The sequence below is a fragment of the Euzebyales bacterium genome, from assembly GCA_035461305.1.
Taxonomy (GTDB): domain Bacteria; phylum Actinomycetota; class Nitriliruptoria; order Euzebyales; family JAHELV01; genus JAHELV01.
Map to the genome: position 1 here is coordinate 17913 of DATHVN010000089.1, position 20502 is coordinate 38414.

Consider the following 20502-nt stretch of genomic DNA (forward strand, 5'->3'; position numbering starts at 1 on the left):
GGCACTCATGTCGTGTACTCCGCGTTGATGGTGACGTAGTCGTGGGTCAGGTCGCACGTCAGGACCGTCGCATCGGCGTCGCCGAGGCCGAGATCGACCGTCACATCGATCTCGGAGCGGGACAGGATCGACGCCGCGTGCCCGTGGTCGAACGACGCGCCGACACCGAAGCGGCAGACGGTCACCGGCCCGAAGCGGATGTCGACCCTGCTGGGCACGAACGGCACGTCGCCGGCGCCCATCGCGGCGAGGACGCGTCCCCAGTTGGGATCACCACCGGCGAACGCGGTGCGGACCAGGACGCTGTCGGCGATCGCGCGTCCGAGGGCCGCGGCCGCGTCTGCGGACTCGGCTCCGGTCACGCGCAGGCGGATGAGGCGTGACGCGCCCTCTCCGTCCCGCACGATCTGCTCTGCCAGCGCGCCGAGCACGGCGGTGAGGCCCTCGGTGAACGCGGCGATGGTCGGCGCTCGGTCGGCCTCGCCGGTCGCCAGGACGATCACGGCGTCGTTGGTGCTCATGCAGCCGTCGACGGTGATGCGCCCGAAGGTCGTGCCGACGGCCTGCGCGACGATCGGCTGGAGGATCCGGGCCGGCACGGGTGCATCGGTCGTCACGACGCACAGCATGGTCGCCATGGCGGGCGCGATCATGCCCGAGCCCTTCGTGAACCCCCCGATCACACAGCCGCCCTCGGCATCGTCGAGCGCCAGAGCGATCGACTTCGGCGTGGTGTCGGTCGTCATGATGGCCCGAGCCGCGGCATCGCCGCCGTGGCCGTCGGCGGCGGCGATCGCCGCATCGACGCCTGCGAGCAGCTGATCGCGCTGGGGCAGTATCGGCTGGCCGATGACCCCTGTCGAGCACACGAGGACGTCCTCGGGCGCGCAGCCAAGAGCGGCAGCGGCGTGCGCGGCGCTGTCTGCCGCCACCTGCTCACCGTCGGGACCCGTGCACGCGTTCGCGTTGCCGGCATTGAGGACCACGGCCCTGGCGCGCCCGTCGGCGGCGTGGCGCGCGGTGACCTCGACGGGTGCCGCACGGACCTGGTTGGTGGTCTGCACGACCGCGACGTCGACCGTGCGCCCGACGTCGACCACCGCGACGTCGAGCGAGCCACTCGGCTTGAGCCCCGCGGCCACACCTGCGGCACGCACGCCGGCCACGGCGCAGATGCCACCGTCGAGACGCGTGAACGACGTCGCGGCACGCCCGTACCAGGCATCGGCCACGCCGGCGCCCGTGCCCGCGACCCCGCTCACGGGTAGAGCCCTGCGGTTGGCAGGCCGGCCGTCTCGGCGGTGCCGGTGGCCACGTTCGCGGCCTGGATCGCCTGGCCGGCCCCACCCTTGACGAGGTTGTCGATCGTGCAGGACGCGACGGCCACGCCCGCCCGATCATCGACCGCGTAGGCGATCTGCGCGGTGTTCGCACCCGCCACGTGGGTCGACTCCGGCCAGCGTCCCGGCTCGAGCACGACGACGAAGGGCTCGTCCGCGTAGCGCGTCGCCGCACTCTCGTGCACGTCGCCGGCCGCAACCCCATCGATGAGCGGCACCGTGCACGTCACGACCTCGCCGCGGGCCATCGGCACGAGGTGCGGCACGAACGCGAGGCGCACGTCACGACCTCCGAGCTCGGCGTACTGCTGGGCGATCTCGGGCGTGTGGCGATGGGCCGGCGCGCCGTACGGCGCGACGTTGCCCACGGCGTGACTGGCGTGCAGGTCGTCGCGCAGGCTGCGGCCGGCACCGCTCCATCCCGACATCCCCGTCACCGTCACCGCTCCGTCGTCTGCCAGGTCCGCCAGCGGCGCGAGCGCGAGCAGCGCGGCCGTCGGGTAGCACCCCGGTCCGGCGATCAGCCCCGCACCGACCAGGTCGTCCCGCCACAGCTCGGGCAGGCCATACGCAGCCGGCGTCAGCTCGGCGGCGGTGTGCGCCATGCCGTACCACGTGGGATAGGCGTCCGCTGGCAGGCGGAACGCACCTGACAGGTCAACGACGATCCGGTCCTCAGCGAGTAGCAGCGGCAGCAGCTCCATGCTCACGGCGTGGGGGGTCGCCGAGAAGACCACCTGGCAGTCGGCCAGCTCGTCGGGCGTGGCCTCGACCACGTGGTGGTCGGCCAGTCCGGTGGCCAGCAGCTGCGGGAACACGTCGCCGACGCGACGGCCGGACGCCCGGCTCCCGGCCACGACCCGCAGCTTGAACGCCGGGTGGCCGACCAGCAGGCGCAGCAGCTCGGCACCGCCGTACCCTGATCCGCCGATCACTCCGACGTCCATGACCCACCACCTATTCGCAGAGGTGCATAGTTATACACGCTGCGGTCGTGGTCCGCAGACCGCGATCCGGCTCCGGCCACCGGCGGCCATCCGCAGGGACGGTGCCGCCACGGGCGGAGGGCCGATGCACCACGACAACCCCCAACTCGGGCTCGGGCCCGCCGGCGGCGAGCCTCTGACAGCCCGGCGGGCGCCTACGAACGGCGCAGGCGTCCGCCGACACGGTCGGCGACGCTGGCGGCGATACCGTCGATCGCCGCGGCCTCGTCGACGTCGCGCAGCTGTCGCTCGGCGCTGTCGAGCGCGACGTGGAACGCCAGCGACCGCTGCCCCTCCTCGAGCGTGCCGCCCCGGTACACGTCGAACAGCGTGACGTCGGTCAGATCCGGGCCTGCCCCCGCGCGGACCGCCTGTTCGACGGCGAGTGCGGCGACGTCCTCGTCGGTGACCACGGCGACGTCGAAGCGCAGCCCCGGCAGCATCGACGGCGTCGCGACCTGCGGGTACCTCACGCCCCCTGCCACCAGCGGTTCGAGACGGATCTCCCCCACGACGGTGCGCGGGGGCAGGTCGAGCGCCTCCACCACACGTGGACGCACCTCTCCGACCGCACCCAGGACGACGCCGTCGAGCGACAACCGCGCCGCGCGACCCGGATGGTACGGCGCCTCGTCGGTGGGCTCGGGCACCAGCGCCGGACGGCCCATGCGCCGAGCGACCAGTTGGCACGCGCCGATCACGTCGAACAGGTCGACCGCACGGCCGGGCCGGTCGTGGCGCGGCGTGACGATCGGGCCGTACGCCACCAGGCCGAGCATCAGCGGTTCGTACGGCAACCGCACGTCCTCGGGCCCACCGTGCGCCCCTGGCTCGTCGGGAGTCGGCGGCAGGTAGACGTGGGCGGTCTCGAACAACGAGACGGCCGGCACCTGGCGGTTGGCGTTCTGGCGCGCGATGCGCAGCAGGCTGGGCAGCAGCGAGGTCCGCAGCACGCCGGCCTCCTGTGACAGCGGGTTGACCAGCTCGATCGTGCCGAGCCGACGATCGTCGTCGGTCCATCCCAGCGCCGTCAGGTCCTCGGCCGTGATGAACGGCTCGGTCAGGATCTCGTGCCATCCCGCGCCCGCGAGCGTGTCCCGCAGGCGGATGCGGGCCCGGCCCTCCGGCGTGCGCGCACCGGCCCGCCCGGTCGACGGCAGCGTCTCCGGGATGCGCCCGTAGCCGTGGATCCGCGCGATCTCCTCGTACAGGTCGACCTCGATGCGCAGGTCCGGCCGGTAGACGGGCCGCGTCACGGCGAGCTGCCCGTCCCCGCCCTCGGTCACCGAGCAGCCGATCCGCTCGAGCAGGGCGGTCTGGTCGCCCGCGTCGAGGTCCACTCCGAGGTAGGCGGCCGCGCGGGCCGGGCGCAGCATGATCGGCCGGTGCTCCGGCGGGTTCGGATAGTGGTCAGCGCCACCGGTCACCGCACCGCCAGCGACCTCGACGATCAGTTCCGCGCACCGGGTGACGGCCGGCGCCGCCGACTCAGGTGGAACCATCCGCTCCCACCGCATCGATCCCTGCGTCACCAGCTGGTGGCGTCGCGCCGTCCGCAGCACTGTCCGCGCCGAGAAGTTGGCCACCTCGAGCACGACGTTGACGGTCGCGTCGTTGATCTCTGTGTCCTCGCCCCCCATCACGCCCGCGAGCCCGACCGGACCTTTGGCGTCGCAGATCAACAGGTCCTCCGGGTCGAGCTCGCGGTCCACGCCGTCGAGCGTCCGCAACCGCTCACCCGCGCGCGCGGTGCGCACGATCAGCTCCGGTCCGGCCAGGAGCGCCTCGTCGTAGGCGTGGATCGGGTTGCCGAGCTCGAGCATGACCGCATTGGTCGCGTCGACGACGTTGGACACCGGACGCATGCCGGCCGCCGTCAGGCGGCGCTGCAGCCACGCGGGCGACGGTCCGACGCGTACCCCGTCGATCGTTCGCACCTCGAAGCGCCTGCACCGCTCCGTGTCCTCGATCGTCACCGGCACACGGGAGTCGCCGGACGCCTCCACGACCTGCGGCATGCGCAGCTGCGCGCCGGTCAGCGCGGAGATGTCCCTGGCCACGCCCAGGATCGACAACAGGTACCCGCGGTCCGGCGTGACCTCGATGTCAAACACCGGATCGTCGAGCTGGAGCCACTCCCGCAGGTCGGCACCAAGGGGCGCATCTCCCTCGAGGACCAGGATCCCGCGATGGTCGTCTGAGATCGCCAGCTCGCGGCCGCTGGCCAACATGCCGTGCGAGGTGTGGCCGAAGATCGTGCGGGCATCGATCATGACGCCGCCGGGCAGCTCCGCGCCGGGCAGGGCGATCGCGACACGGTCACCGCGCCCGAAGTTACTGGCACCGCACACGACGCGGTGCTCGGCGTCGCCGTCGAACACGTCGACCAGCGACAGCGTGTCGCTGCCCTCGATCGGCGCGACGTCGCGAACCTCTGCGATACGGACGCCGCGCACGCCTCCGGTGGGGTACTCGATCGCCTCGACGATCAATCCACCGTCCGTCATCACATCGGCCAGGTCGTCGACCGACATACCGGGATCGACGTAGTCAGTCAACCAGGACAGTGGGACACGCATGGCTCGGACCTCTTGCTCTACTTCGGGTGGTGGGCGCCGGCCTACGAGAAGCTGGCCAGGAACCGCATGTCGTTGTCCACGAACTGACGGATGTCGGTCACGCCGTGACGCATCATCGCCATGCGGTCGACACCCAGGCCCCACGCGAAGCCCTGGACACAGTCGGGATCGTAGCCCCCCGCGCGCAAGACGTTGGGGTGGACCATGCCGCACCCCAGCAGCTCCATCCAGCCACCGCCGTAGCGAGCGAGCAGCTGCGCCGAGGGCTCGGTGAAGGGGAAGTGGTCCGGCACGAACCGCAGCTCCGTGTCGTGTCCGAGAATCGCCCGCGCGAACTCCGCGACCGTGCCCCTGAGGTCGGCGAACGTGAGGTCCTCGTCGACCGCGAGACCCTCGATCTGGTGGAACATCGGCAGGTGCGTCGCGTCGGCGGTGTCGGCCCGGTACACGCGCCCGGGGATCACGATGTACAGCGGCGGTGGCTGCGCGTGCATTGCGCGGATCTGCCCGGGCGACGTCTGCGTGCGCAGCAGGATGCCCGTGGTGCCGTCGGGGGTCGGGCGCGCAGCCGGCGACAACGGACGGACGTAGATCGTGTCGCTCAGCGACTTCGCAGGGTGGTCGGGCGGGCTGTTGAGCGCCGTGAAGTTGTGCCAGTCGGTCTCGACCTCAGGGCTGTCGAGCACCTGATAGCCCAGGCCGACCAGCGCGTCGACGATGGCCTCGGTCGTCTCGGTGATGGGGTGCAGGCTGCCCCGCCGCGGGATCCGCGCGGGCAGCGTGACGTCGACCGCCTCCTGCGCCAGCACCATCGCGTCGCGCTCGGCCTCGAGCTCGGCGCGGCGCTCGGCCTCGAGCCGCGCCAGCTCCGCGCGCGCCCGGTTGATCGCGGCGCCCAGGCGGCGACGCTCGTCATCGGCCAGCCTGCCCAGCGTGCGCTGCACCGCCGCGATCGCCGATCGCTTTCCGAGGTGGGTCGCGCGCACCTGGTCCAGAGCGTCGAGCGACGCGGTCGACGCGATCGCGTCCCGCGCTGTGCGCACGGCGGCGTCGATCTCGGCGTTTCCAGACGCCACAGCCGTATCGGACTCGTTCATGGTTGGCTCCTCGAACCTCCGCTGATCGCCCAGTGTGTCCGCCGGATGCCTGCGAGCGCGTCGAACACACGCGACCGCACGGTCAGGCGGGCACCGGGAGGTGCGTCTCCGCGGGAGGCTGCCGGTCCGGTCGTGCCTCCCGCGGCACTAGAACTTCGCCGAGCCTGGTTCCACGAACCACGTGCAGGACCGGCTCCACCGGTCAGAGACCTGCGCGGAGCCGGGTTCCACGAACCACGTGCAGGACCGGCGACGCCGGACAGGAACCGCGGCGCGATGCGCCGGGAGCACGTCGGACCGCGAGGCGATCATAGACCTCCACTGTCGCCAGTCCCGCGCCGGAAGTCAACCGAGCTCCTGGCGTCGGCGACCCGTCACGGCGTGAGCGTGTCGCCGACCACCGGCACTGTGAACATGAACCGCGTGCCGATCTCGGGCGTGCTGTCGGCCCAGATGCGCCCCCCGTGGGCCGTGACGATGCCCCGTGAGATGTACAAGCCGAGCCCGAGACCGGTGGTCGTGCGCATGTCCTGGATCCGGTAGTACTTGGCGAACAGTCGGTTCAGCTCCTCGCCGGGGATCGCACCGCCCTCGTCGGCGACCGTGCAGCGCACGACGCCCTCGTCGAGTTCTGCGGAGATCCGTATCGCTCCCGCGCCGTGCTTCACGGCGTTCTCCAGCAGGTTGGTCAACACCTGGCCGATCCGGTCCCGGTCGATCACCACGTCGGGCAGGTCGGCGGGGACCTCGACCGACAAGGGCCGATCAGTGTGCTCCACCGCGAAGCGGTGCGCCAGCGGCTCGACCAGCTCGGCCAGGGCGACGATCTGCCTGCGCAACGGCAGGCGGCCGGTGTCGATGCGGCTGACGTCGAGCAGGCCGGTGAGCAGGCGCGTCACCCGGTCGGCGTCCTCGTCGATCGTTGCGAGCATCTGGCGACGGGTCGCATCGTCGAACCGGTCCCACCGCGCGAGCAGCGTCTTGGTGAAGCCACGCACGCTGGTCAGCGGGGCACGCAGCTCATGGCTGGCGGTGGAGATGAGGTCGCTGCGCCGTCGTTCCTGCTCGATCCGCCGATCGGCGCGACGCAGCGCGACGCTCAGCGCGTCGGCCCGACCCTCGGCGTCGGCGAGGCGTCGACCGGTCACGGTCACGTGGACCGGTGCCGCCGGCGGGCGGTGCAGCAGCAGCCGCTGCTCTGGGATCCGTGGAAGCAGCGCGGGGTCGGCATCGGACAGCGCAGAACATGCCCACCAGTCCGTGCCGCCCGGCTCCTCCAGCCGCATCACGTCGATCACGCGCGCACCGACGAGCTCGTGCGGTGGGTGGCGGACCAGGCGGCAGGCCAGCGCGTTCGCGGCCCGGACCACGCCATCGACACCGACGACGACCAGCGCGTCGGGATGCAGCTCCATGGCCGCGCGCACAGCTTCGGCGGTCATCGGTCGCACGCTCGGCCCCCCCGTTGCCGCGCGATCTCATAGAGGACGACCGCGGCGGTCGTCGCGAGGTTCAGCGACTCCGCGTGCCCGCGATGACCCGACCGCTCCGGACGCCAGATCGGTACGGACACGCACGCCGCCACGTGGTGGGCCATCTCCGTCGACAGTCCGTGTGCCTCGCTGCCGAACACGATAGCGGTCGGTCCCACCCAGCTCACATCGTCGTACCGCGTCGCCGCGTCGGCGTGCGCACCGACCATGCGGATGCCCACCTCCCTGCAGTGGGTCGCCAGGTCATCGGGCGCGACGTCGTCGACGACCGGCAGGTGGAACATCGACCCGGCGGACGCCCGCACCGCCTTGGCGTTGGTGGGATCGACGCTGCCGCGGGTGAGCACGACGCCGTCGGCGCCGGCCGCGTCGGCCGTCCGCACCACGGTGCCGAGGTTGCCCGGGTCGGCGACGCGGTCGAGGACGACCAGCAGCGACGCACGGCGTAGCGCGTCGAGCGCAGCGGGCGGCCATACGGCGACACCCACGACCCCCTGGGGAGCCCGCGCGTCGGCGAGCCCAGCGAGGGCCCGGTCGGTCACGCGCACGACAGGGACCCCGGCCGCACGGCACCGCGCGATGGTCGCCTCCACCCGGGATGAGGGCGTCACGGTGACGAACACCCGCTCCAGCAGATGCAACGCCTCGTCGACCGCGTTCGGCCCCTCGACGAGCAGACGACCGGTCTCGGCGCGGCCGCGGCGGCGGCGCAGGCGGCGGGCGTCGCGCACGGCCGCATTCGTGATCGACGCCGGTCCCTGTGCGCTCACCGGCTGCCTCCGGCGCTGGATCGCCGGGCCGGCGCCGCGTCAGGCGAGCGCTTCCTTGGCCACGTCCACCAGCTTGGCGAACGCCGCCGGCTCGCGGACGGCCAAGTCGGCCAGCACCTTGCGGTCAACGCCCACCTCGGCCAGCTTCAGGCCATGGATGAACCGGCTGTAGCTCAGGCCGTGCTGCCTGGCGCCCGCGTTGATGCGGGTGATCCACAGGCGGCGGAAGTCACGCTTGCGCGCCCGGCGGTCCCGGTACTGGTACCGCATGGCGTGCAGCACGGTCTCGTTGGCCACGCGGTACCGGCGGCGGCGTGCACCGCGGAACCCCTTGGCCCGGTTGAGCACCGCGCGGCGCTGCTTGCGGGCGTGCACTCCTCGTGTCACTCGTGCCATCGGCCCCCCTAGCTGCCCAGCAGCTTACGGATCTGGGCGGCGTCGCCGGCGGACAGCTGGCCCTTGCCGCTCAGCCGCCGCTTCCGCGAGCTGCTCTTCTTCTCGAGCAGGTGGCGGCGGTTCTGGCGACCATGCAGCACCTTGCCCTTGCGCGTGACGCGGAAGCGGTCCTTCGCGCCCGAGTGGGTCTTCTGCTTTGGCATGATGTCGTGTCCTTGTTCGCTGCGGCGCAGCCGGTGGTCCGGTCGTGCTGGACGCGGCCACGGGCGCGCCGAGCAGCGTGTGCGCCACCTGCGGGCGCGACGACGAACTCGATGCCGACTGACCGGGCTGGGGGCACGGGCACGTCGGGCGTGTCGCGCCCCGCACGGTGGGAAGCGGCCGCTTCCACTTCGGTGACACCAGCCGGCTGGCTGATGCGACCACACACTGTAGCGCGCCGCGCCCCACCGACACCTCGCGGCGCCAGTGCTCACATCCGGCGGCCCGCCCCATGGCACGGGTGGTCAGTCGCGTCCGGGGATCCACAGCCGGCTGGCCGCGTCGGACCGCGGCTGCTCCGGCTGCTGCTGGGGCGGCGCCTGTCCCGACGGCTGCTCGGCCGCCTGGTCGGCCGGCGCCGCCTCGCCCGTGGCGGTGGTATCACCCGTCCCCGCGCGCTCGGCCCGGACCTGTGCGAGCTGCAGCTGCTGGATGGTCTGGCGCATGCGGTCGACGATCTCGCCGGGCATGCTGCCGGCGGTCGCGTCGAGCAGCGCCCCCATGCCGTCGATCAGCACCCGTGCGTCGGGCTGGCCGAGCTTGACCTCGGCGGCCGTGGCCATGATCCCGAACGACTGCACGATGATCTCGACCGGCTGGGCCGCGCGCAGGCTCTCGAGGTAGGCCCGCATCTCCTCCTCGGTGGGCCCGTCGGTCATCGGATCAGACATCGTGGTGCTCCCTCGTCATCGTGTCGCCGACGGCCGGCGGCCGCCGGTCATGCCAGTCCCGACCATCGTAGGTAGGCGTCGATGATCGGCTGCCCGGCCAGTAGCGCGACGATCGCGCCGAGCGCCAGCCACGGGCCGAACGGGATGTGGTCCTTGCGGGTGCGCAACCGTAGCGCGAGCAGCAGCGCGGCGATGATGCCACCTCCCAGGAACCCCAGGAACAGCCCCAGCCAGACGTGACCCCACCCGAGGTAGCCGAGTCCGATCCCGATGAACGCCCCGAGCTTGACGTCGCCCATGCCCATGCCGCGGGGGTTGATCAGTGCCAGCACGAGCAGCAGCGAGAAGCAGACGACGCCGGCCAGGACCGACCGCAGCGCAACGCCCCGCGTGCTCTCCAGGACCGCGGCGACCGTCAGCAGCGCCAGCAGCGTCGGGGTCAACGGATAGGTCAGCCGGTTGGGGATCCGCCGCGTGTGCAGGTCGATGACGGCGACGACCAGCAGCAGCCAACCGTACAGCAGGAAGCCGGGAAGCGCCCACGTCAGGCCGATGCGCCAGCCGATCCCCGCGAAGAGCAGGCCGCAGGCGACCTCGATCAGCGGGGACTCGATGCTGATCGGCTCCTCGCACGAGCGGCAGCGCCCGCGGAGCACGACCCACGACACCACCGGCACGTTGTCGTACGGTCTGATCGCCGCGCCGCACCGCGGACAGGTGCTGCGCGGGCTGACCAGCGAGCCGCCCTCGGGTACGCGTGCGATCACGACGTTGCCAAAGGACCCCACGACCAGGCCGAGCAGCAGACAGCCGACGATGACCACGACGTCGGGGAGCACGGCGGGTCAGGCGCCCCCCGCGTCCCCAGCCCGCCAGCTCGCGTCGGCCCGCTGCGGCTTGTCGAGCCCCTCGAGCACGCGCGCGGTCTCGATCGCCGCAAGCGCCGCGTCCGCACCCGCGTTGCCCCGCTTGCCGCCGGCGCGGTCGACCGCCTGCTCCCACGTCTCGGTGGTCAGGACGCCGAACGACACGGGCACGCCGGTGTCGGTGGCCACTGCACCGACCGTGGCGGCGTTGCCAGCCACGTAGTCGAAGTGTGCGGTCTGGCCGCGAACCACCGCGGCGAGCGCGACGACCGCGTCGACCTGGCCGCCCTGCGCGAGGCGGCGGACGACGACGGGCAGCTCCCAGCCGCCGGGCACCCATGCGACCGTGATGTCATCGTCGCGGACCTTGTGGCGGCGCATCGCGTCGAGCGCGCCGTCGAGCAGGCGGCGGGTGACCGTGTCGTTGAAGCGGGTCACCACGACGCCGATCCGCAGGCCGGTGCCGTCCAGGGTGGCTTCGACGATCCTCATCCTGCTGTCTCCTCGGGTCGTGGTTGTCTGCGCTCGAGCAGCCCGAGCTCGTGGCCCATCCGGTCGCGCTTGGTCTGCAGGTACCGCAGGTTCTGGGTGGTCGGGGTCGTCTCCAGCGGGACGCGCTCGACGATGCGCAGACCATAGCCTTCCAGGCCGGCCCGCTTGGCGGGGTTGTTCGTCAGCAACCGCAGGGTCGACAGGCCGAGGTCGACGAGGATCTGCGCGCCCGTGCCGTAATCGCGCGCGTCGGCGGGCAGACCCAGCTCGATGTTGGCCTCGACGGTGTCGCGCCCCACGTCCTGCAGCTTGTAGGCCTGGAGCTTGTGCACGATGCCGATGCCGCGCCCCTCGTGGCCGCGGATGTAGACCACGACCCCCTGGCCGGCCACGGCGATCTGGCGGAGGGCGTCGTGCAGCTGGGTGCCGCAGTCGCACCGCAGGCTGCCGAACACGTCGCCGGTCAGGCACTCGGAGTGCATGCGGACGAGCACGTTGTCGTGGCCGGCGACGTCACCGCGCACGAGCGCGACGTGCTGGTGGCTGTCGATCTCGGACTCGTAGGCCACCGCCTGGAACGGGCCGTACGGTGTGGGGATGGTGGCCTCCGCCACGCGGCGGACCAGCTGCTCGTGCTTGCGGCGGTACGAGATCAGGTCGGCGATGGAGATCAACGGCAGGCCGTGCTCGAGGGCGAAGCGCTCGAGCTCCGGCAGCCGCGCCATCGTCCCATCGTCGTTGACGATCTCGCACAGCACGCCCGCAGGCCGCAGCCCCGCCAGACGCGCCAGGTCGACGGCCGCCTCGGTGTGGCCGGCGCGTTTGAGCACCCCACCGTCGTCGGCGCGCAGCGGGAAGACGTGGCCAGGACGCTGGAGGTCGGCGGGCTTGGTCTCGTCGTCGACGAGCGCGAGGATCGTCTCCGCGCGATCGCCTGCGGAGATCCCCGTCGTGGTGCGGCCCCGCGCGTCGACGGACACGGTGAACGCCGTGCCCTTGGGATCGGTGTTCATCGGCACCATCTGCGGCAGCTCGAGCGCGTCGAGGCGGGCGCCCGTCGTCGCCATGCAGATCACACCGGAGGTGTGGCGGACGAAGAAGCCGATGGTGGCCGCCGACGCGTGCTCGGCGGCCATGATCAGGTCGCCCTCGTTCTCGCGGTCCTCGTCGTCGACCACGATCACGCATCCGCCCGCGCGGATCCGCTCGATGGCCTCCGGGATGCTCGCGAGGGTCACGATCCACCTCCCGGTCCCGTCGTGTACGGCGACCCCGCACACGCCGTCACCAGCCGCTCGACGTACTTCGCGATCACATCCGTCTCCAGGTTCACGGCGTCACCGGGACGGCGCACGCCCAGCACGGTGACCTCGAGCGTGTGTGGGATCAGTCCGACCTCGAACACCACCTGACCGGCGCGTTCGGCACCCACCCCCATGATGGTCAGCGACGTGCCGTCGACCGCGATCGAGCCCTTCTCGACGAGGTAGGGCGCCAGGCGCGTCTCCGCTGCAACGGCCAGCACCGTCCAGGCCTCGTGCGGCGTCACACTGTCGACCGTGCCCACGCCGTCCACATGGCCCTGCACCATGTGGCCGCCCAGCCGTCCGTCGGCCGCCAGCGCACGCTCCAGGTTGACCGGTGCACCGGTCTCGAGCCGACCGAGTGTCGTGCGGGCCAGCGTCTCGCCCATCAGGTCCGCCGCGAAGCGGTCGCTGGACCGCTCGGTGACGGTGACGCAGCAGCCGTCGACGCTGACGGACTCGCCGATGTCGAGCTGCGCTGCGATGGGATGGGCGACGACCAGCCGGCCGCCAGCTGGGCCCGGTTCGACCTCGGCGACGGTCCCGACGGCTTCGACGACTCCGGTGAACATCCGCCTACGCCTCCCGCCGGTCGAGGTGCAGCACCACGTCGTCGCCGACCTGCTCGACGCGTCGGAGGCCGAAGCGCTCGGCGTCGGCCAGGGTCGCGGGACCGCCGCTGAGCAGGGGCACGCCCCCGTCGCCCAGCAGCAGCGGGGCCATGTACAGCACGAGCCGGTCGAAGCAGCCGGTTCTGACGAAGGACGTGAAGACGGTCGGCCCACCCTCGACGCAGAGGCTGCGCACGCCACGCTCCCACAGGACGTCAAGCACGGCGGCTGGGTCGAGGCGGCCGTCGGCGCCGGTCTTGACCTCCGTGACGGCCACGCCGGCGTCGCGCAGCACCTGGTCGTGCGCGCCCGGCGCGACCAGTGCCAGCGACGGCGCAGTCCGGTCGTACACGTGGCTGTGCACCGGGGTACGGGCTCGACCGTCGAGCACGACGCGCAAGGGCTGCGGCCCCGTCCAGCCTTGGAGACGGACGGTCAGCCGCGGGTCGTCGGCGAGCACGGTGCCCGAGCCGACGACCATGGCGTCGACCTGTGCGCGCAGCCCGTGGGCGTGCCGTCGGGCAGCGGCACCGGTCAGCCACCGCGACGACCCGTCCGCTGCCGTCACGCGACCGTCGAGACTGACGGCGCCCTTGAGCCATACGAAGGGGCGCCGCATGCGGACGCCGTGAAGGAAGACCTCGTTCTGCCCGGCGGCTTCGTTGCGCAGCAGGCCGACGTCGACGGCGATGCCGGCACCACGCAACGCGTCGGCGCCCCCGGCGGCCACAGGGTTGGGGTCCGTTGAGGCGATGACGACGCGCCCGACGGCCGCCCGGATCAGGGCGTCGACGCATGGGGGTGTGCGCCCCGTGTGGGTGCACGGCTCGAGGGTGACGTAGACGGTCGCGCTCCGCGCCCGGTCGCCAGCCGCCTGCAAGGCGACGACCTCGGCGTGGGGACCCCCCGCGACGTGGTGCCAGCCCTCACCGACGACCGCGCCGTCAGCGAGGACCACACACCCCACCATGGGGTTCGGCGACACGGTCGAACGCCCGCGCTCGGCAAGTGCGAGCGCGTGTCGCATGGCACGCACGTCATCCATCGTCGGTCTTCCGCCTTCTCCTCTCCGGACTGTCACCGTCGGCTCCGGCCTTGTGCGCGGACACACGCACCGGATCCACCGTCCGACGTCGTGTCGGCCGGGTCGCGGGCTTCCCACGGGATTCGTGGGCCACCGCCGGTCGGGAATTGCACCCTGCCCCGAAGGCGTGCGGCCGCCAGGCGGCCGCGTGCCACCCAGCCTAGCGCCGGTCCGGCCAATCCGGCGGACGGTCGACCCGACGGCGCAGCACCGCAACGTACATCCCGTCGCAGGCGTGCTCGGCGGGGGTGAGCTGCCGACCCGGCGCACCGTCGACCAGGTCGGCACCGGGGGGTGTCGTCGGCTCGGCGACGAAGTCGTCGCGCAGCGACAGGAACGCGCCGACCACGTCGACGGTCTCCTGCAGGGTCCATGTGCACACGCTGTAGACGAGTGCCCCACCCGGGGCGACGGCGTCCGCCCCGGCGGCCAGCAGATCACGCTGCAGTGCCGCGAGCGCGGGGATGTCGGCGATGTCACGTCGCCAGCGCAGCTCGGGCCGGCGCCTGACGACGCCAAGGCCGCTGCACGGCGCGTCCAGCAGGACCCCGTCGAACGCCCCTGGGCGCCACGGCGGCCGCCTGCCATCGGCCACGACCAACGCGACCGCCAGGCCGAGCCGCCGTGCGAGGTCGTCGACCAGGTCCAGGCGCGTGGCGCTCCGGTCGGCGGCGACGACCTGTCGCCCGAGTTCCGCGAGGTGCGTGGCCTTGCCACCCGGTGCGGCGCACCCGTCGAGCACCCGTGCGCCGTCGGGCACGGCCGCGGCGACGGTGTGAGCGACGACCATGGAGGCCTCGTCCTGGATGACGGCGTCGGGAGCGGCCGCGAGCACCGCCGCCGGTGGGATCTTCTCGACGTGCAGGGCCTCGGGGGCCAGCGCGCCACTCCTCACCCGCGCGCCGAGCCCGGCCAGGGCGGCGCGCACCGCGGCGGTGTCGCCGGCACGGACCGTCAGGCCGGGCGGCTGGTTGCCGGCCGCGAGCTGCCGGTCCGCGTCGGCCCCGAAGCGCGCGTCGGCGGCCTCGACCACCCACCGCGGATAGCCGGTGCGCAGCGCGCGCCCCGCCACCGTCCCGGCCGCCGGCCAGGGCAGCGCGTCGCGACGACGCGCGAGGTTGCGCAGGACACCGTTGGCGAAGCCCACTGTGCGGGCGCCGAGCTCAGTGCGCGCGACGTCGACCGTCGCCGACACCGCCGCGCGATCGGGCATCCGCCCGTAGAGCAGCTGCCACGCCCCCATGCGCAGCAGGTCGCGCAGGCCGTCCTCGACGTCCTCCAGCGGCCGGCGAACCACCTGCGCGAGGGCCCAGTCGAGCGTGCCCTCCCACCGCAGCGCCTGGAACGCCAGATTGCTGGCGAAGGCACGATCACGCGCGTCCAGCGCGCTGTCACGCAGCGCACGGTCCACGGCCGGACCGGTCCAGGCCCCGTCGCGATGGACCGCCCGCACGATGCGCCAGGCCACCGCCCGCGCGTCGCCGGTCGCCCACGCAGCGTCCCGTCGCGTGTTCACGCGAGCCTGTCACCGGACGGTTGGTAGCCGTTGACGAACGCGGCGCCGGACATGGCGCGCTTGCCGGCGGGCTGCAGCTCGTCGAGGCGGAGCGCCGCGCTGCCGCAGGCAACGACCGGCGCACCAGTGCGGTCGTCGATCCCGACGACGGTCCCCGGCTCGCCGTCACCCGGCACGATCTGTGCTCGGTGGATCTTAAGGCGCCGGTCGCGGAACGTCGTGTGCGCGCCCGGTACGGGGTTGTAGGCCCGGACCGCGCGCTGGACGCGCTCGGCGGACGACGACCAGTCGATCCTGGCGTCGGCCGGGGTGATCTTGGGTGCGTAGGTCGCTCGTGCGTCGTCCTGGGGCTGCGGCTGCAGCGTGCCGTCCACCAGGCCGACGAGGGCGTCGACGAGCAGCGGCGCGCCCAGCTCCGCCAGACGTCCGGTCAGCTCACCGGACGTCTCCGTGGGCGCGATGCGCGTCGTGCGCGTGACCAGGATGGGGCCGGTGTCCATGCCGGCGTCGAGCACGAAGCACGTCACGCCGGCGTCGAGGTCGCCGTGCAGGATGCTCGCCGGGACGGGCGCGGCGCCGCGCCACGCCGGCAGCAGCGAGAAGTGCAGGTTCACGAAGCCGTGAGCGGGGACGGCGAGCAGCGTGGAGGGGAGGATCTGGCCGTACGCCACGACCGCGCAGACGTCCAGCTGCAGGGCCGCCAACCTGCTGGTGACGTCGGCGGCCCGAAGCGGCTGCAGCACCTCGACACCGGCGTCTCGCGCCGCGACCTTCACCGGAGGCGGCGCCAGCTCGTGCCCGCGGCCGCGTGGGCGATCGGGGTTGGTCACCACAACCGGGACGTCGATCCGTGGATCCGCCAGCAACGCCTCGAGCGCCGTGACCGCGGGCGCCGGCGTGCCGAAGAACGCCGCCCTCATGATGTGTGCCCACCGCTCACGCTGCATGAGGCACGCCACACATCGGCCTGGGAGTCGCGGTGGTCCCCTACGTGGTGGGTCGGTCCATGATCTGCGGCCGGCGAAGCCGGTCCACCGCGTGCTTCGTGGAACCGGCCTCCGTGAACGTCCGGGCACACGCCGCGGGCGGGGCCACCGCACCGAGCACTCACAGCTCAGGCGCCGGCGTGTGGGCGGGCGGGTGCTCGAGCTCACCGCGCCGGATCCGACGCAGCGCGTCTTTGCGGTCGTGGCGCGCGAGGTGGTCGATGAACAGGATGCCGTTGAGGTGATCCAGCTCGTGGAGCAGCATGCGGGCGAACATGTGCTCGCCCGCGTGCTCGACCGGCTCGCCGTGCACGTCGAACCCACGCAGCCTGGCGTGCAGCGGTCGTTCGGCGGGATAGAACAGCCCGGGGAAGGACAGGCACCCCTCGTCGGCGGTCACGGTCTCCAGCGACGTCTCGACGATCTCGGGGTTGACCAGGGTCCCGATGCGATCGTCCTGGTCGAACACGAACAGCCGCTTGAGGACGCCGACCTGGTTCGCAGCGATCGCCGAACCGTGGGCCGCGCGGAGCGTGTCGAGCATGTCGTCGGCAAGCGTGCGGAGCGCCTCGTCGAAGTCCGTGACCTCCAGCGCGCGCATCCGCAGGATCGGATCGCCGAAGATCCTGATGTCGAGCCGTGCCATGCGATCCCTCTGCTCCTGTCGAAGCCGTCCTGCAATGTGTTCCTACCGAAGGTTCCCTGGGCCGTTGGGAGTCGAGCGTCAGCGAGATGATCACGTCTTCGCGGCACCAGGCTCCGCGAAGCTCCTGTCCAGCGCCGGTACCGGGTCCACGTCGACGGCGACCCGCAGGTCGTCGCTCGACCACCGCCGGCGCAGCGGGTCGAGCGCGGACAGCGTGCCACGCGGGTCGCTGGTCTTCACCAACAGCCGGCCGCTCAGGTCGGGACCGCTCAGCTGGTCGCCGCCGGGCAGCGCCGCCCCGACGGCGTCGGCGACAGCGTCGGCGTCCGCCGCGTCGATGTGGATCAGGACGCGGCTGGGTGGATAGCCCAGCTCCGCACGCCGTTCCGACTCGCCACGCCAGAAGCCCGCTGCGTCCCACCGCACCAACGCCTGGACGGCGGGGTGTGTGGGATGCCGTGTCTGGACGATGATACGCCGCGTCCACACGATGGTCATGCACAGCCGGAGCAGGTCCTCGGCGGCGTCGTAGCGAGGTCGGCCCAGCAGGGCGTCGGCATCCGGCAGCACCAGGACACCTGCCTCGTCGCCGCCCAGCCACGCCGGTCGCGTCACGACGCTGCCGCGGGTCATCACGGCGATCGCCGGCCGCGTGGTGGGACCCGGCGCGTCGAAGCCCTCCATCGCAACGACCTCGGCCTCGGGATGCGCCCGTCGCAGCTCCGCCGCCCACCGGGTGGTCCCCGCGGCCAACGGTGCGAAGCGCGTGCCGCCGCACGACGCGCAGGCCACTGCCGTGCCCTCCCAGCCACACGTCGCGCAGCGCCGTCGACCCGTGCCGACGGGCGCCAGCGAGCCTTCGCACACAGGACACGTCGCGCGCAACCCACACCGTCGGCACGCCAGGACCGTGCCCTCGCCACGGCGAGCGACCAGCACGGCCGCCACGCCTCCATCGCCGATCGCGGACCGCACGGCGTCGTCGGCGGGGCTCGACAGGCGGCTTCGGACGGTCTGGCGCTCCCGCGGATCGACGACGTCGACGCGTGGCGCCCGGGCGCGTACATCAGAGCGGTGCGCCTCGACCGCGACGACGTTGCCGCGACCGAGCAGGCGCCAGACCGCCGCACTGGGCAGCGCTCCCGTCAGCACCGTGGTGGCGCCGGACATCCGCCCCCGGGCCAGCGCGATCTCGCGCGCGTTGTGGCGCGGGCTGCGCCGCTCCTTGTACGCAGGGTTCGCCTCGTCGGTCACGACGATCAGGCCGAGGTCGCGCAGCGGACCGAACACGCCGGCCCGCTCCCCCACCAGCACGCGAGCATGGCCCGTCCGCCCTCGCAGGAACGCACGGTAGCGGGCGCGGTCCGAACGTGCCCCCCGCAGGTCGGCGCCCGCAGCGCCGGCGAGCGCGAGGCAGGCGTCGGGCACGGGTGACCGGGGATCGGGCGCGAGGACCACCGCGCTGCGTCCCGCGGCCAGGCACCGAGCGACGAGGTCGGTGACCAGCGCGGCCAGGTCGTCGCCCGGTAGGGGCCGCAGCCAGAACGCCGGAGGCGCGCCGCCTCCGGCCGCCGGCGACGCCGTGGCCCGCAGCAGCGCCGAACCCGCGTAGTGGCGCCAGGCATCCGTGGGGCACGGCGGCTGCGCCGCCGCCTCGACGACCGGTGGGTCACCCCAGCCGGCGATCGACGCTTCGACCGCGGCGACCCGCCGCGGCACGGCATGCCGCAGCACGCTCGCCAGCGTGCCGCCCCACCGGCGCGCGACCCATCGCCACAGCTGGAGGTCGTCGGCGTCGAACCGTGGCAGCGGACCGCGCACGCCCAGCAGGTCCTTGACGCGCGCCGGGTCGGTGTCGGTCGTGTCGCCGGTGTCGACCACCCAGCCGTTGCACCGCCGGCCGGCGAAGCTCACTCGGACCTCGTGACCGACCACGACGGTGACCTTGTCGGGGATCGTGTAGTCGAACGGGCGGTCCAGGTGCAGTGGTTCGACGTCGACGATCACCCTGGCGTACCGAGGAGGTCCCGGCACGCACGGCGACGTGACGCCCTTCTGATCACCCTCGGACAAGGAGGTCATGCGGTCGTGAGGAGGACACCGGGGCTGTGAGGAGCGCGGCGCCAGCCGCGGGACTCAGGTGACGGTCCGGCGCACGACTGCATGACCGACGCCTCACGCCCCTGCGGCGCGCACCAGGTCGTCCACGCGGTCGGTGCGCTCCCAGGTGAAGGTGTCGTCGGTGCGGCCGAAGTGTCCATAGGCGGCGGTCCGGCGGAACACAGGTGCACACAGGTCCAGGTCCCGGATGATCGCGGCGGGGCGCAGGTCGAAGACCTCGTCGACCGCGGCGACGATGCGGTCCGGGTCGTGGTGCTCGGTGCCGAACGTCTCGAGTGCGACGCTGACCGGCCGCGCCTTGCCGATCGCGTAGGCGACCTGCAGCTCGGCGCGGTCGGCCAGCCCTGCGGCGACGATGTTCTTGGCCACCCACCGGGCGGCATACGCCCCAGACCGGTCCACCTTCGTCGCGTCCTTGCCGCTGAACGCTCCACCCCCGTGCCGAGCCATGCCGCCGTAGGTGTCGACGACGGTCTTGCGGCCCGTCAGGCCCGCGTCCGCCTGGGGCCCACCGAGCTCGAACCTGCCGCTCGGGTTGACCAGCACCTCGTCGTCGTTCCAGGCGACACCGCTGGGGATCAGCGGAGCGATCACGTGCTCGACGAGGTCGGGCAGCAGCAGGGTCTGGATGTCGATGTCGCTGCGGTGCTGCGTCGAGATCAGCACCCGCTCGACGCGCACCGGCTTGTCGCCCTCGTAGGCGATGGTGACCTGCGTCTTGCCGTCCGGCAGCAGGTAGGGCACGACGCCCCGACGGCGGACCTCCGCGAGGTGCTCGGCCAGGCGGTGCGCCAGCTGGATCGGCAGCGGCATCAGCGCGTCGGTCTCGCGGCAGGCGTAGCCGAACATCATGCCCTGGTCGCCGGCACCCAGGCTGTCCAGATCGGCGTCGGCGTTGCCCTCCCCGGCCCGCAGCTCGTAGGAGCGGTCGACGCCGCCGGCGATGTCCGGCGACTGCTCGTCGATCGCCACCAGCACGCCACACGTCCGTCCGTCGAAGCCCGTCGCCGGACTGTCGTAGCCGATCTCGGTGATCGTCCGTCGTGCGATCGCCGCGATGTCGACGTAGGTGTTGGTTCGGATCTCGCCGCCGACCAGGACCAACCCGGTCGTGACGAACGTCTCGCAGGCGACGCGGGCGGCCGCCGGATCGGGGTCGGAGCTCAGGACCTCGTCCAGGACGGCGTCCGACACCTGGTCGGCCACCTTGTCGGGGTGGCCCTCGGTCACCGACTCGGACGTGAACAGTCGTGTGCCACCGGTCACCGGCTGTCCTTTCGTGT

At 72.6% G+C, this 20502-nt stretch carries 19 protein-coding genes and 1 riboswitch; all 19 genes read right to left on the reverse strand.

Going from position 1 to position 20502, the window contains the following annotated elements:
- Positions 1-5 precede the first annotated feature (5 nt).
- Positions 6-1262, reverse strand: coding sequence for a bifunctional glutamate N-acetyltransferase/amino-acid acetyltransferase ArgJ (argJ, locus tag VK923_08250; GenBank protein ID HSJ44655.1), 1257 nt, complete (start codon positions 1260-1262; stop codon positions 6-8).
- The gene (gene argC, locus VK923_08255) at positions 1259-2287 is read right to left on the reverse strand and encodes an N-acetyl-gamma-glutamyl-phosphate reductase (GenBank protein HSJ44656.1); all 1029 of its coding nucleotides are present in this window, start codon (positions 2285-2287) and stop codon (positions 1259-1261) included. Before argC ends, argJ begins: the two co-directional genes overlap by 4 nt.
- A 194-nt stretch (positions 2288-2481) precedes the next feature.
- Complete coding sequence (gene pheT, locus VK923_08260; protein HSJ44657.1) at positions 2482-4905, reverse strand: phenylalanine--tRNA ligase subunit beta; 2424 nt, start codon at positions 4903-4905, stop codon at positions 2482-2484.
- Between the two features lie 41 nt (positions 4906-4946).
- A complete protein-coding gene (gene pheS, locus VK923_08265) occupies positions 4947-6002 on the reverse strand; it encodes a phenylalanine--tRNA ligase subunit alpha (protein HSJ44658.1) in 1056 nt (351 codons plus the stop codon).
- A 374-nt stretch (positions 6003-6376) separates the two neighbouring features.
- Positions 6377-7444 carry an ATP-binding protein gene (locus VK923_08270; GenBank protein ID HSJ44659.1) on the reverse strand — a complete coding sequence of 356 codons (1068 nt, stop codon included), beginning with the start codon at positions 7442-7444 and terminating at the stop codon, positions 6377-6379.
- Positions 7441-8265, reverse strand: a complete 825-nt coding sequence (locus VK923_08275; GenBank protein HSJ44660.1) for an RNA methyltransferase — start codon at positions 8263-8265, stop codon at positions 7441-7443. Before VK923_08275 ends, VK923_08270 begins: the two co-directional genes overlap by 4 nt.
- 39 nt (positions 8266-8304) lie before the next feature.
- Positions 8305-8661: a 50S ribosomal protein L20 gene (rplT, locus tag VK923_08280; GenBank protein HSJ44661.1), complete on the reverse strand. Its 357-nt coding sequence runs from the start codon at positions 8659-8661 to the stop codon at positions 8305-8307.
- 8 nt (positions 8662-8669) lie between these two features.
- Positions 8670-8864, reverse strand: a complete 195-nt coding sequence (gene rpmI / locus VK923_08285; GenBank protein ID HSJ44662.1) for a 50S ribosomal protein L35 — start codon at positions 8862-8864, stop codon at positions 8670-8672.
- 303 nt (positions 8865-9167) lie between these two features.
- Positions 9168-9593, reverse strand: coding sequence for a hypothetical protein (locus tag VK923_08290; protein HSJ44663.1), 426 nt, complete (start codon positions 9591-9593; stop codon positions 9168-9170).
- 47 nt (positions 9594-9640) lie between these two features.
- On the reverse strand, positions 9641-10432 hold the full coding sequence (locus VK923_08295) for a prepilin peptidase (GenBank protein ID HSJ44664.1): 792 nt from the start codon (positions 10430-10432) through the stop codon (positions 9641-9643).
- A gap of 6 nt (positions 10433-10438) precedes the next feature.
- Positions 10439-10951 (reverse strand): 6,7-dimethyl-8-ribityllumazine synthase, encoded by a 513-nt coding sequence (ribH, locus tag VK923_08300; protein HSJ44665.1) that lies wholly within the window; start codon positions 10949-10951, stop codon positions 10439-10441.
- On the reverse strand, positions 10948-12189 hold the full coding sequence (locus VK923_08305; protein HSJ44666.1) for a bifunctional 3,4-dihydroxy-2-butanone-4-phosphate synthase/GTP cyclohydrolase II: 1242 nt from the start codon (positions 12187-12189) through the stop codon (positions 10948-10950). The genes ribH and VK923_08305 overlap by 4 nt, the downstream gene beginning before the upstream one ends.
- Positions 12186-12827, reverse strand: coding sequence for a riboflavin synthase (locus VK923_08310; GenBank protein ID HSJ44667.1), 642 nt, complete (start codon positions 12825-12827; stop codon positions 12186-12188). The genes VK923_08305 and VK923_08310 overlap by 4 nt, the downstream gene beginning before the upstream one ends.
- 4 nt (positions 12828-12831) lie before the next feature.
- Entirely contained in the window at positions 12832-13911 is a 1080-nt protein-coding gene (ribD, locus tag VK923_08315) for a bifunctional diaminohydroxyphosphoribosylaminopyrimidine deaminase/5-amino-6-(5-phosphoribosylamino)uracil reductase RibD (protein HSJ44668.1), read from the reverse strand.
- Positions 13912-13919: 8 nt separating this feature from the next.
- A riboswitch (FMN riboswitch) is annotated at positions 13920-14081 on the reverse strand.
- A 29-nt stretch (positions 14082-14110) separates the two neighbouring features.
- Positions 14111-15466 carry a transcription antitermination factor NusB gene (locus tag VK923_08320; protein ID HSJ44669.1) on the reverse strand — a complete coding sequence of 452 codons (1356 nt, stop codon included), beginning with the start codon at positions 15464-15466 and terminating at the stop codon, positions 14111-14113.
- Positions 15463-16413 carry a methionyl-tRNA formyltransferase gene (fmt, locus tag VK923_08325; protein ID HSJ44670.1) on the reverse strand — a complete coding sequence of 317 codons (951 nt, stop codon included), beginning with the start codon at positions 16411-16413 and terminating at the stop codon, positions 15463-15465. The genes VK923_08320 and fmt overlap by 4 nt, the downstream gene beginning before the upstream one ends.
- 160 nt (positions 16414-16573) lie before the next feature.
- Complete coding sequence (gene def, locus VK923_08330) at positions 16574-17098, reverse strand: peptide deformylase (GenBank protein ID HSJ44671.1); 525 nt, start codon at positions 17096-17098, stop codon at positions 16574-16576.
- 90 nt (positions 17099-17188) lie between these two features.
- Positions 17189-19180, reverse strand: coding sequence for a hypothetical protein (locus VK923_08335; GenBank protein ID HSJ44672.1), 1992 nt, complete (start codon positions 19178-19180; stop codon positions 17189-17191).
- Between the two features lie 93 nt (positions 19181-19273).
- Positions 19274-20485: a methionine adenosyltransferase gene (gene metK, locus VK923_08340; GenBank protein ID HSJ44673.1), complete on the reverse strand. Its 1212-nt coding sequence runs from the start codon at positions 20483-20485 to the stop codon at positions 19274-19276.
- Positions 20486-20502 lie beyond the last annotated feature (17 nt).